The organism is Achromobacter aloeverae (assembly GCF_004121055.1).
GTDB classification, from domain to species: Bacteria; Pseudomonadota; Gammaproteobacteria; order Burkholderiales; family Burkholderiaceae_B; genus Bordetella_C; species Bordetella_C aloeverae.
Genome location: NZ_PYAL01000008.1, coordinates 125,828 through 138,113, shown reverse-complemented (window position 1 = coordinate 138,113; position 12,286 = coordinate 125,828). Strand labels below are relative to the sequence as shown.

The window sequence follows — 12,286 nt, the reverse complement described above, 5'->3', positions numbered from 1 at the left end:
GCCTCGCTCGACGCGGGGGTTAGCCCTTGAGCATCAGGTCCATGTTCTGCACCGCCGCGCCCGATGCGCCCTTGCCCAGGTTGTCCAGCAAGGCCACCAGGTTGACCTGGCCCTGGCCGGGCGTGCCGAACACGAAGAGCTTCATGGTGTCCTGGCCGGCCAGCTCCACGGCATTGACGCGATCCAGCTTCTGGCTTTCCGCCAGCGGCACCACGGTGACGATGTCCTGGCCGGCGTAATACGCGGTCAGGCAGGCGTGGATGCTTTCCATCGTCGCGCCGCTGGCGAGTTGCTCCAGCACCAGCGGCACCTGCACGATCATGCCTTGCGGGAACTTGCCGACCGACGGCGCGAAGATGGGCGCGCGCGGCAGCAGGCCATGGACCTTCATTTCCGGCACATGCTTGTGCTTGAGCGGCAGGCCGTAGAGGAAATGGGGCGCATCGATGGGGTCCGGATGGCCGGGGTCTTCCATCTGCGCGATCAGCTGCTTGCCGCCGCCGGTATAGCCGGAGACGGCATTGACCGTGACCGGATAGGCGTCCGGGATGATGCCGGCCGCGCGCAACGGGCGAATCAGGCTGACGGCGCCGGTGGGATAGCAGCCGGGGTTGGACACATGGCGCGCGGCGGCGATGCGGGCGCCCTGGCCTTTCTCCAGCTCGGCGAAGCCGTAGGTCCAATCGGGGTCCACGCGGTAGGCGGTGGACGTATCGATGATCCGCACCTTGTCGTTGCCGGCCAGCATCGCGACGGCTTCACGCGAGGCGGCATCGGGCAGGCACAGGATGGCGATGTCGGCGTTGTTCAGCAAGTCCTCGCGCATGGCGGGATTGCGGCGCTCGGATTCCGGAATGGACAGAAGCTCCACGTCACGGCGGCCGGCCATGCGGGTGCGGATTTGCAGTCCCGTGGTGCCATGTTCGCCATCGATGAAGATCTTCGGTGCCATATCGCTACGCTCTCTAAGGTAAAGGGTAAAACAGGAAAATAGAGGTGGAACCTGTATTTATAACGTCTTCGCGCTACCGACGTCAGGTCGGACGGGCCTGACGGGCCTTTTTTTGGCCATGAGACGGCTCAAGGTTGAGCAAATCGTCTCAATTTGCAGACAACCGGCGACGGGAGCCGGGCAGCGGGGCCAGGAGCGAGCGCCCGTGCCGGGAACTGCTGGGCGCTTCCCAGGCTAGAGCCACCCGAACGATTTGGCCATCAGGCTTGCCAATCCGACCGCCACCGTGAGGATGGCGCCGAACAGCAAGCGAAAGTCCGTACGCGCTTCGCACCGCAGGCTGGCCACTTCTGTTCTCAACTCAGAGCGCAGGGCGCCAACCTCTGTCCTCAATTCAGAGCGCAGGGCGTCAACCTCTGTCCTCAACACAGAGCGCAGCTCTCGGACTTCGACTTTCAAGTCAACAATATCCCGCTGGACATGGTCCACCGAGGCTTCCAGCTTCGCGACACGGGCTTGCATGCCATGACTGTCTCCACTGCCTCGCCGGTCCCGGCGCACCTTGGTGCGAGCTTCATAACGAGGGCCGAAGCCACCGCGCAGTACGTAGGTTCCCACGAATTGATCTCCCCCTTGCACGCGTAGACCCGATTTGCCCCTCGCGCGAAAGGGATGATAGCTCCGGTAGCGGGTCTAGTTCCCCTCGTGCGCGAAAATAGGACCCATCCTACCGATTCATGGTTCGACCGCTCGCGTATATCCCCCCAGTCACCGATAAGCCGCCACGATCACCAGGGCGATGGCCAACGCAAGGCTCAGGCACTTCCAGAAAACCAGCGGATGACGCTCCACCAGCGGCACCCGCGAGCGGGCCCCCGATCCTGGCGGATGACGCAAGTCGTGCAGGAACTCCGACAACTCCGCGTAACGCTGCTCGGGCTGTGGACTCACGGCCTTGGCGAGGACGCCGTCCAGCCAGGCCGGGATCTCGCGAGTCTCGTCCAATACCGAGGCATAGGCCAACTTGCGCTGCGCGGCACGGGTGCGGACCTGGGCGACGGCGGTGCCGTAGGGTAGCCTGCCGGTCAGCATCTGGTAGGCGATGACGCCCAGTGAATAAATGTCGGACGCCGAGGTGCCCGGCTCGCCCAGGAAGTATTCGGGCGCCGAGTATTGTTCCGTGCCTGGCGGGACCTCGTCGCTGCGATATTCCGAGATGCCGGCGACGCGAGCGGAACCCAGGTCTATGAGCGTGACGGCGCCGCGCCCGTCGATCAGGATGTTGTCGGGGCGCAGGTCCTGGTGGATGATTTCCAGGCGGTGAAAAGCCTGCAGGCCCTTGGCGACCTGGTCAATGATGGCGCGCACCGCGTCCAGCGAGGGTGCCGGGTGTGCGGCCATCCATTGTGCGAGGGTATGGCCTTCGATGAATTCCCAGACGGTATAAAGATAGGCGCGTGGACGTTCCGGCGTCCACGCCTTGACGACGTGACCGCTGTCGATGCGACGAGCGGTCCACTCTTCCATGAGCAGGCGCTCCAGATAGCCGGGGTCGTGGCGCAGGTCCAGCGATGGGATCTTCAGGGCCACGGCGGCGCCGGTATCGATGTCCTTGGCCAGGTAGACATGGCTGCGGCTGCTCGCGTGCAGCGATCGGACGATGCGATAACCGTCGAATTCCTGCCCTTCCTGAAGCAAGGGCGGGCAGGGCAGCGTGGTGGACAGCCGCGTGATTTCATCGGCGCGTGGCGCGGGCAGGGCGTCGATGCGAACGATCTGCGCCGTCAGGTTGTCCGGGCTGCCTCGCTCCAGCGCCAGGTCAACCAGGGTGCGCGCCGCCAGGTCCAGGTCGTCGGCATGCGCGGCCAGGGTCGTGGCCATTGCGGATGTGTCCACGTATTCGTGCACCCCATCCGTGGTCAGCAGGAACAGGTCGCCGCATTCCACGCCGCGCGTGTGATAGTCGATTTCGACGTGCGGCGCCAGTCCCAAGGCGCGGCCAAGGTAGCTTCTGTCGTTCGAGATGCGGACGCGGTGGTCCTCCGTGAGCTGTTCGATCGCGCCGCCACGCAGGCGATGGATGCGTGCGTCGCCGACATGCAGGACATGCGCCGTGGTCGAGCGGATCACCATGACCGTCAGCGTGCAGACGTAGCCCTTGTCGTTGTCGTGGCGGTGCTGGCTTTGCCTGGTCTGCGCGTGCAGCCAGGCATTCGTGGCGGCCATCACGCGCTGCGCCGATTTCTTCACCGACCATGTTTCGGACGTGCAGTAATAGTCCTCGAGAAATCCCGTTACCGCCGTCTCGCTGGCGATGTGGCTGACCGCGCTGCTGCTGATGCCGTCGGCCAGCGCGATGGCGATGCCCTTGGCGCTCAGCAGCGGCTCGCGGGGCACCCAGAGCCCGTGGAAGTCCTGGTTGACCGGCTTGCGGCCCCGGTCGCTATGCTGGCCTACGCTGACGCGCAGCCGGGCGCGCTCGGATGCCTCGTGGTTCGCGTCCATTCCAGGTCAGTTGTAGCTGCGGCGCGGCCCGGTCTTCAGGTGGGTGGTGTACAGCGTCAGGCCCGTCATGGAGATGCCGCCTATCAGGTTGCCCAGCACGGTGGGCAGCTCGTTCCACAGCAGGTAGTCCATGATGGAGAACTTGCCGCCCATGATCAGCGCGGACGGGAACAGGAACATGTTGACGACGGAATGTTCGAAGCCCATGGCGAAGAACAGCATGATGGGCATCCACATGGCGATGACCTTGCCGCCCACCGTCGTGGATATCATGGCGCCGACCACGCCCAGGGACACCATCCAGTTGCAAAGCATCCCGCGCACGAAGATGGTGAGCATCCCGGCCGCGCCGTATTCCTTGTATCCCAGCGTACGGTTTTCGCCGATGTGCGAGATGACCTCGCCAACCTTGCTGGGCGGGGTCGCAAAGCCGTAGGTGAAGACGATGGCCATGAGCAATGCCACGGTCAACGCGCCCAGGAAATTGCCGATGAAGATCAGGCCCCAGTGCCGCAGGATGCCTTTCAGGGTGACGCCGGGACGCTTTTCGAACAACGCCAGGGGCGTCAGTACGAAGACGCCCGTCAGCAGGTCGAAGCCCATCAGGTAAAGGATGCAGAAGCCCACGGGAAACAGCGCGGCGCCCAGGATGGGCGAGCCCGTCTGGACCGTCACCGTGACGGCGAACACGGCCGACAGCGCCAGGATGGCGCCGGCCATATAGGCCCGGATCAGGGCGTCGCGGGTCGCCATGAAGATCTTGGACTCACCGGCGTCTACCATCTTGCTGACGAATTCCGAAGGAACGATATAAGACATGATGTGCTCTGGCTCTTGGTTGGTGAAGGCGGGGCGGCGTGCATTTCCGGAAAGAAAAAGGCGCCCGCGACCGTGTGGTCGAGGCGCCTTTGCCTGTCCTGCCCGAATTGAATGCCGGCTTCCGTCCCGGCCCAGGAACCAAAGCAATATGTGTGCCATGCGCGCCGCGTGGGCCCCGCCGGCGACGACGGAGGGAACGCCCCAAGACGGTGCGGGATGATGTGCGGCCGCGCCATGCTTTGGTGCGTATTGGTGCGCGGGACGCACGCTCCCGCACCCTTCCGAGCGTCCATGCACATGGACAGCCCGATCCGCGGGCTGCGGGAGCGGGTGCGGATGCCCGGGACAGGCGCCCGCTTTAGCGCGCCGGGTCGTACGGCACCCTCATCTCAGCGTTCCCGCCATCCCGCGGCGTTCCTTTCCCGGTCGTCGGGCTGGGCGCCGGTGGCCGTGCCCATGTTCAGCAGGGGCGGCTGCGCTTCGCGGGCGCGCAGGCTGGCCTGGCGCAGCATGACCGGGGGCCGATAGGGCGGGCGTACGTCCGTTATGCGCGGCGGCGTGATCGTTCCATGATAGGGCTTGCTTGCCGTTTGAGCGCCAGGGGTGGTCCTGGCTTTCGTGGCGGCCACGCGCGGCCGTTGCGGCGCGACGGCCGCGCCCAGGGCGTCGTTGCCGCTTTCGTCGTCGCCGATGCGATGTATGCGCACATTGGTCGCGCGCGCGAGCCGTGCATGCGTCTCGATCATGGCGGCGCCCGGGGCCGAGAGGGCATGGTCGAGAGCGGGCCCTTGCTTGAGGCCGTGGATTGCCTTGTCCATCATGATGCGCTCCTTGGATGGGGAAAAGGTGTTTGCCGGTGAGGCTGCGCAAGACGCGTTCCTGGGGCGCTCCTCTACATCGCGCACGCATGATGCCGCCGCCCGCCGCGCAGTGGAATCATGCGGATGAGGGAGGGCGCCGGCTGGTACGCACGCGCACACACATGCGCACGCCGACGCGATCGCATTACAATCGGCTGACCTTTTCCCGGGCCCCAGCATGAGCGTCAAGACCGCCTTACGAGTCATAGAAATCATCGAGGTCTTCGCGCGCGAAAAGCGGCCGTTGTCCCTGTCCGAGCTGGCCCGCCTGCTGGACGTGCCGGTGTCCAGCTGCCTGGCCCTCATCCGCACGCTCAACGAGCTGGGCTATCTCTACGAAGTGGGACGCCGCAACGGCTACTACCCGACCAGCCGCCTGCTGGCCAAGGCCCAGCAGATCTCCAAGGCGGACCCGATCCTGGAGCGCGTCTACCCCAGCCTGGCCGAATTGCGCGACGCCACCCAGGAAACGGTGGTCTTCGCCAAGCTTTCCACCGACCACCGCGTGGTTTACCTGGAGGTCCTGGACTCGCCGCACACCATCCGCTATGTCGCCGCGGCAGGGGAATTCAGGCCCATACATGCCAATTCCCTCGGCAAGGCCATGCTGTCGCTGATGTCGCCCGACGAGCGCCGGGCCCTGCTGGCCAGGGCGCCCCTGGAGCGTTTCAATGCGCGTACGTTGGTGGATATCGACGCCATCGAGGCCGAACTGGCGCTGTCGCGCGAGCGCGGCTGGTTTCGCAACCTGAGCGAATCGATAGACGAGGTGGGCGCGGTGGCGTGGCCCTTGACCCTGGGCGGCGAGCGCTATGCGATTTCGGTGGGCGCGCCCGTATACCGCATCGAGCCCAACCAGGCTGCCTACGCCAGCATCATACGCGCCGCGTGCGCGGCGCTGGAGCGGCACGGGTAGACGCAGCCCGCGGCGTGCAACGCCGCCGGGCGGCTCCTTAGCCTGCCTTGCCGTCCAACGTGGCCTGGGTGTCCAGCAGGGCCTGGATCGCGGCGTCGGAATAGCCCGCCTCGCGCAGGATTTCCAGGCTTTGTTCGCCCAGGCGCGGCGCATGGCGGCGCAGGGATGTCGGCGTGGCGGCGTAGTGGCCCAGCGGCGCGGTGGTGCGCAGCCGTCCTTCGGTGGGATGGTCGACGTGGCGCACGAAATCGACCGCCTTCAAGTGCGGGTCGTCGATCAGGTCCTCGATGGTGTACAGCCTGGATGCCGGAATGTCGGCCTCGGCGAGCAGCCGCAGCCATTCGTCGGTCTTGCGCTCCTCGATGACGCCGGCCAGCCAGGCATACACCTCGCCGATGTGCGCGGCGCGGGCGCCATGCGTGACGAAGCGCGGGTCCTGCTTCATTTCCGGCCGGCCCACGGCGTCGAAGAAATTGCGCCAGTGCTTGTCGTTGTAGACCAGCAGGCAGATATGGCCATCCTTCGTCGCGTAGGGCTTGCGGTGCGGCGCCAGCAGGCGCGCGTAGCCGGTTTCTCCCATGGGGGGGTCGAAAGTCCAGCCGCCCAGGTGGTCGCCCAGCGTCATGTGGGCCATGCCCTCGAACATGGGAATTTCCAGGCTTTGTCCATGGCCATGGGCGCGAGCGTGCAGGACGCCGGCCAGCAGGGCGATCGCCATCTGCAGGCCGACGGCGCGGTCGGCCAGGGTGATGGGCGCATAGCGCGGATCGCCGCCGCTCTGGCGACGGGTCAGGTCGGCGATGCCGGCCTGGCCCTGGATCAGGTCGTCGTAGGCGGGGCGGCCCGCGTAGGGGCCCGCTTCGCCGAAACCATAGGCGCCGGCGTACACGATGCGGGGATTGCGCGCGGCGAAGGCCTCGTAGTCCAGGCCCAGGCGCTGCATGGCCTGGGGTCGGATGTTGTACAACACGGCGTCGCAGCCTTCCGCCAGTTTCAGGCAGGCCTCGCGCGCGGCAGGCTGCTTCAGGTCCAGCACGACCGACCGCTTGTTACGGTTCAAATGCAGGTACAGGTGCCCCATGCCGGGATTGCGCATGGGGCCCACGGCGCGCATGTTGTCGCCCGCCGGCGGCTCCACCTTGATGACGTCCGCGCCCAGGTCCGCGAGGACCTGCGTGGCGTACGGGCCCATGACGACGGCGCTGAGGTCCAGGATGCGCACGCCATGCAAGGGGCCGGTGACAGCGTCCGCGCCGGGCGCCGTGGCGCCCCCGGATACGGGCAAGGAAGAAGATGCATGCCGCGCGGTGTGCTGCGCGGCGGGTGTAGCGTTGGTCATTCCGGTGCGATTCCTGCGTCCTGGATCATCTTGCCCCACAGGTCGCGTTGCTGCGAAACGAAGGCGGCGAAGTCCTCGGGCGTGCCGCTGAAGGCGTCGAACCCGAGGTCGGCAAAGCGTTTGCGGGCGGCGGGGTCCTTGACGATCTTGTTCATCGCCGCGTTCAGCTGCTGGACCACGTCCTTGGGCATGCCGGCGGGGCCGAGCAAGCCGTTCCACGAATTGATGTCGAAGTTCTTGATGCCGGCGTCCTGCATCGAGGGGATGTCCGGCACCACGTTGCTGCGCGCCGCCGTGGACACGGCCAGCGCGCGCAGCTTGCCGGACTGGACGAAGGCCAGGCTGGAGGCGACGTCCGTGAACATCATGTCGACCTGGCCGCTCATCACGTCCGTCATGGCTTGTGGCGTGCCCTTGTAGGGCACATGCAGGATCTTGATGCCGGCGCGGTCGGCGAAGGTGGCGCCGGCCACGATGCCGGTGCTGTTGCCGCTGGCATAGGTCATCTTCCCGGGATGCTGCTTGGCGTAGGCCACGAGGTCCTGCACCGACTTCACCGGCAGGTTGGGATTGACCACCAGGATGAAGGGCAGGTTGCCGCCGCGCGCGATCGGGGTGAAGTCCTTCACCGGATCGTAGGGCACGTTCTTGTTCAGGAAGGGGGCGGCCGAATGCGAAGTGTTGGTGGTGATGAAGAGGGTGTAGCCGTCCGGCTTGGAACGCGCCACATAGTTGGCGCCGATGGTGGCATTGCCGCCAGGCTTGTTTTCCACGACGACCTGGCCGCCGAGGATCTCGCCCAGCTGCTGGGCGAAGATGCGGCCGACGGCGTCGGTGCCGGACCCTGCGGGGAAGGGCACGACCACGGTGATCGGATGGTCCGGGTATTTGGCGTAAGCCGGGGCGCTGGCGAGGGCCGCGGCGGCCATGACGCCGGCCGCGCCATGGCGCAACCAGATGCGGACGCTGGACATGAAACGCATGATGAGTGTCTCCGAGGATATTTTTATGGTGTGGGTATGACCGAGGGAAGCGACGGCGGCGCCGTCGCGTGCATCACCGGATCACGCGATCCGGCCGTTCTTCGTAGGGCGGGCTGTAGATCACCAGCAGCCGGGCGGGTTCGTCGCTGGTGACGGTGAATTTGTGCGGCAGTTCGGGCGGAAAGTAGCAGCAGTCGCCGGCCACCATGTCGACCGCCTCGCCGTTCATTTCGGCGCGGGCCGTGCCGGAGAGCAGGTAGCAAACCTGTTCGATGCCGGGATGGGCGTGGGGCAATGCGCCCTGGTTCTTCTCGATGACGCCCAGCAACACCTCGACGCCCTTGGCGCCGACGGTATCGGGGCCGATCAGGCGGCGGTTGGTGGTGCCCACGTGGTTGGCGGGGTGGTAACCCGGGACATCGGCTTCGCGCACCAGCCAGCGGGGGGTCTTGGACATGCAGGTCTCCTTTCTCATCTGTGAAAATATTTTTACTACCAGGAAAAGAGTGCGTCAATTGTGGTTTGCCTCATGACGCTCCCAAGAAGCCGGCACCCCGGGGCCGGAGCCGGCTGCGGTCCCGATATGGCGGAGCGCCACGGCACGGGGAATCGCCCTCGGCAGGACGAAGAGGGCAAGGACAGCGGGAGGGAAAAGACGGCGCGGGGATAGCCGGCGAGCCGCGGCGTCAGGCGGGCGTGCGGGCCGCGCCCCGGGGCACGGTGGTGGTGTCGGCGCGCGCGGGCGCCAGGGCCAGGCGGATGTGGTCCAGCGCCAGTTCAGGACGGGCATGCCCGCACATGAAGATATCCAGCGCGGCATAGCCGTTTTCCGGCCATGTATGGATGGTGATGTGCGACTCGCTCAGCAGGATGACGCCGGTGACACCTTCGCCACCGCCGAAATGATGGAAGTGCGCCCCCAGCACGTGCGCGCCCGCGACACGGGCCGCCGCTGTAAGCAGTTCGCGCAGTCCATGCGGGTCGCGCAGCAAGGCCGGTGCGACGCCATGCAGGTCGGCGAGCAGGTGGCGGCCCAGCGGCGGCGCCGTTGCCGGCCTGCCCGTGGCCCCGCTTCGTGGCGCGGCCACGGTCATCGACGCGGCGGAGATCGCCGGTGCATCCTGGGCCGCCTCAAGGCCTGCGTGCGCCGGCATCGGCTGCTCGCGGATCTGCATTTGGGTCTTCATTTATGCGACCCGCTGGATGAATAGCCTGACCGTCCGGACGACCCTCCCCCCCAGCTGCTGGTGCCGCTCGATGCATACTTGCCGATGCTGCTGTTCGAAATGGTCACGCCACCGACGACGATGATGGCGTAGATGATGTAGAGCAGGCGCCACATGGATCATTTATCCCGGAACATGTTTTGGATCCAGATCGGCAGCCAGAGGCACAGGCCGCCGATGATGGGCGCGAGCAAATGGCCGTTTTCCAATTCGTCGGCATTGAAGAACAGCATGGCCACGCTGGCGAATATGGCGATATTGACCAGGCCGTCCGCTTTCTCGACGGGCTTGTCCGCGACCGCGGCCAGCTCGGGGAGGTTGAACCAGCGTCCGACCTGCGCCACGCCCACGCGTTCCGACGCGGACCAGCCCAGCTCGGCATCGCCCGTTTCGCGGGTCAGCTTGGTTTCGCCCAGAGCGTAGTCCGTGATGTGCGTAACGTCGCCCACTTGCACGCGCCAATTGAAAGCGCCCAGCGCAAGCTTTACCTTGGAGTCGTAGTCGTACAGCTTGTCGTAGCGCCTGGCGCCAAGGGCATAGCGGGTGTCCGTGACGCGCTCGGGCCAACGGTCGCAGACGCGCACCTTGTCCCAGCCTTCGTCGCTTTCCACCAGCCAGAGGAAACCTTGTTTCGGGCTGTACAGGAGATATTCGACCCAGCGGGACAGTTCCTCGGGATCGGGGTCCTCGCACTGCATCAGGCCGATCAGCGTATAGGGTGCGCCGTCGATGGTGGCCTTCGCGCCCAGCGCCAGCGTGGTCTTGATGGACGCGATCTTTTTCTGCTTGGCCAGCACTTCGGCGGTATCGCCCGAGCAGTCGAGCTGCGCGCGGCAATTCGGGCAGATGACCTGCGTGGCGACCGCCGCTGCGAAGGAGATCGGCGCGCCGCAGCTGGGGCATTCGAGCGCCTTGATCTTGCCGACATGGTTGCCGGCGCTTTCCTCCACCAGATGTTCCTCGCGCAAGGACGCGCGCTGCATGTCGTCCAGCGTATAGGCCTTGCCCTGGTAGACCTGGGGCACGAGGGTATCCGAGTAGTCGAGCGTGAGGAATTCGTCCAGCGCGCGGAAGTCCGCGACCACGGCCTCCCAGCCGTCCGCGCCCACGGCGAAGGGCAGTTCGCCCTGGCCCGATACGGCCCGGCAGCGCCGGATATCGGCGGCCGTGTAGGTCTTGCCGTCCAGGTTCAGCGGACTGCCGGGCGTGAGGTCGTCGAAGGCCGGGAACGCCGGGTCCTGGTCCTTGGGCGTGCGCGTGCGCGTGACCGCGTACTGCCCGGATGCGTCGGACAGCCAGCCGTCCGTGCCGTCCTCGAACCAGACGTACCACTCGTTCCAGAAGCCGGCGTCGTAGCGCAGCTGCAATCGTCCGACGACGTCGAAGCGCTTGCCTTCGTATTTGCCGGTGCTGGTGATCTGGATCGGCGAATAGTCTTCCAGCACTTCGGCCATTTCACCGATGCGCTTGACCGACTCCGCATCTTTCAGCAGCGTGCTGCGGCAGGCGCCGCATACCGCCATGACCGAGGCCGCCGACTTGAACTCCACCGGCGCGCCGCACTGGGGGCACAGGATGCGTTGCATGGGCCGCCGTCAGCCACCCGTGAGCCGCTTGAGGATCTCGGCCTTGGCGGCGTCGTAATCCTGTTGCGTAATGAGGTTCTGGTCCAGCATGCCCTTGAGCTGTTGCAGGCGCTGGGCGGGATCGCCGCCATTGCTCGTTCCTGCCGCCGCCCCCCCCGCCGCCGCCCCCGCGCCGGCCGCCGCGGCGCCCTGCGCCTGCTGGCCTTGCCCTGTCAGCGAACCCAGGCCGGCCGCCATGGTCTGGCCCAGCGCCGCGCCTGCCGCCAGGCCCGCGCCCACGCCGGCGATGCCGCCCTGGTTCTGCGCGGCCAGGGGAATCGAGCTGGCGGTCTGGTACTGGGTGTACTTGTTCAGGTCGCCGCTCATGCCGATGGCGATGCGGGTGTCCAGCGCCTTCTGCAACTCCTCCGGCAGCGAGACATTCTCCACGGTGAAGTTGTCCAGCTTGATTCCGTAGCGTTCGAACACGGGCCCCAGCGCCGTGGCAATGCTTTGCGACATCAGGCCCTGGTTGGCGGCCATGTCGATGAAGGGCACCGACGAACTGCCCAGCGTGCTGCTCATGGTGGCGACCACCATATTGCGCAGCTGTTCTTCCAGGTCGTCCACCGTGTACGTGTCGCGCGTGCCGCTGACCTCGCGGTAGAACAGGCCGGGGTCGGCGATGCGGTAAGAGTAGATGCCGAAGGCGCGCACCCGCACCATGCCGAACTCGCTGTCGCGTATGGTCACCGGTTGGGCGGTGCCCCAGCGGCGTCCCAGTTGCAGGCGGGTGCTGAAGAACACCACGTCCGACTTGAAGGGCGACTCGAACAGCTTGTCCCAGTTCTTCAGGTAGGTCAGGACCGGCAGCGTCTGCGTGGTCAGCTTGTACATGCCGGGCCCGAACACGTCGGCGATCTTGCCCTCATTGACGAAGACGGCCATCTGCGACTCGCGCACGGTGAGGCTGCCGCCGTACTGGATTTCGAAATCCTGCATGGGATAGCGCCAGGCGAGGACGCCGTCCGCGTCCTCGTTCCACTGGAGGATGTCGATGAACTGCTTGCGTATGAATGAACCGAGGCTCATGGCGGCTCCCGAATCGTAGGGTCTGCGTT

13 protein-coding genes are annotated in these 12,286 nt (G+C 66.1%); 1 reads left to right on the top strand and 12 read right to left on the bottom strand.

All coding sequences use genetic code 11. The features are described 5' to 3' along the window. Positions 1-19: 19 nt before the first annotated feature. The 5 genes from argC to C7R54_RS24150 all read right to left on the bottom strand — a co-directional run bounded on the left by argC (position 20) and on the right by C7R54_RS24150 (position 5,097). The gene (argC, locus tag C7R54_RS24170) at positions 20-952 is read right to left on the bottom strand and encodes an N-acetyl-gamma-glutamyl-phosphate reductase (protein WP_129153276.1); all 933 of its coding nucleotides are present in this window, start codon (positions 950-952) and stop codon (positions 20-22) included. A gap of 234 nt (positions 953-1,186) precedes the next feature. Beyond that, positions 1,187-1,474 carry a hypothetical protein gene (locus tag C7R54_RS24165; RefSeq protein WP_129153275.1) on the bottom strand — a complete coding sequence of 96 codons (288 nt, stop codon included), beginning with the start codon at positions 1,472-1,474 and terminating at the stop codon, positions 1,187-1,189. A gap of 246 nt (positions 1,475-1,720) precedes the next feature. Continuing rightward, on the bottom strand, positions 1,721-3,457 hold the full coding sequence (locus tag C7R54_RS24160; RefSeq protein WP_129153274.1) for a bifunctional protein-serine/threonine kinase/phosphatase: 1,737 nt from the start codon (positions 3,455-3,457) through the stop codon (positions 1,721-1,723). Positions 3,458-3,463: 6 nt separating this feature from the next. Next, a complete protein-coding gene (locus tag C7R54_RS24155; protein ID WP_129153273.1) occupies positions 3,464-4,276 on the bottom strand; it encodes a formate/nitrite transporter family protein in 813 nt (270 codons plus the stop codon). Between the two features lie 389 nt (positions 4,277-4,665). Beyond that, on the bottom strand, positions 4,666-5,097 hold the full coding sequence (locus C7R54_RS24150; protein ID WP_129153272.1) for a hypothetical protein: 432 nt from the start codon (positions 5,095-5,097) through the stop codon (positions 4,666-4,668). Positions 5,098-5,314: 217 nt separating this feature from the next. Between C7R54_RS24150 and C7R54_RS24145 the strand changes: the two genes are divergently transcribed. Continuing rightward, the gene (locus C7R54_RS24145; protein ID WP_129153271.1) at positions 5,315-6,052 is read left to right on the top strand and encodes an IclR family transcriptional regulator; all 738 of its coding nucleotides are present in this window, start codon (positions 5,315-5,317) and stop codon (positions 6,050-6,052) included. A 37-nt stretch (positions 6,053-6,089) separates the two neighbouring features. On the opposite strand, the gene C7R54_RS24140 is transcribed toward C7R54_RS24145, so the two are convergent. The 7 genes from C7R54_RS24140 to C7R54_RS24115 form a co-directional block, all read right to left on the bottom strand. Further along, positions 6,090-7,391, bottom strand: coding sequence for a CaiB/BaiF CoA transferase family protein (locus C7R54_RS24140; RefSeq protein WP_129153270.1), 1,302 nt, complete (start codon positions 7,389-7,391; stop codon positions 6,090-6,092). After that, positions 7,388-8,365 (bottom strand): Bug family tripartite tricarboxylate transporter substrate binding protein, encoded by a 978-nt coding sequence (locus tag C7R54_RS24135; RefSeq protein ID WP_129153667.1) that lies wholly within the window; start codon positions 8,363-8,365, stop codon positions 7,388-7,390. The genes C7R54_RS24140 and C7R54_RS24135 overlap by 4 nt, the downstream gene beginning before the upstream one ends. Before the next feature lie 82 nt (positions 8,366-8,447). Beyond that, positions 8,448-8,831: a cupin domain-containing protein gene (locus C7R54_RS24130; RefSeq protein ID WP_129153269.1), complete on the bottom strand. Its 384-nt coding sequence runs from the start codon at positions 8,829-8,831 to the stop codon at positions 8,448-8,450. Positions 8,832-9,060: 229 nt separating this feature from the next. Then, positions 9,061-9,468, bottom strand: a complete 408-nt coding sequence (gene speD / locus C7R54_RS24125) for an adenosylmethionine decarboxylase (protein WP_129153665.1) — start codon at positions 9,466-9,468, stop codon at positions 9,061-9,063. An 89-nt stretch (positions 9,469-9,557) separates the two neighbouring features. Beyond that, positions 9,558-9,716, bottom strand: a complete 159-nt coding sequence (locus C7R54_RS29000) for a hypothetical protein (protein ID WP_192903735.1) — start codon at positions 9,714-9,716, stop codon at positions 9,558-9,560. A 3-nt stretch (positions 9,717-9,719) separates the two neighbouring features. Next, positions 9,720-11,186, bottom strand: coding sequence for a DUF4178 domain-containing protein (locus C7R54_RS24120; protein ID WP_129153268.1), 1,467 nt, complete (start codon positions 11,184-11,186; stop codon positions 9,720-9,722). A 9-nt stretch (positions 11,187-11,195) separates the two neighbouring features. Next, entirely contained in the window at positions 11,196-12,257 is a 1,062-nt protein-coding gene (locus C7R54_RS24115; protein WP_129153267.1) for an SPFH domain-containing protein, read from the bottom strand. Between the last annotated feature and the right edge of the window lie 29 nt (positions 12,258-12,286).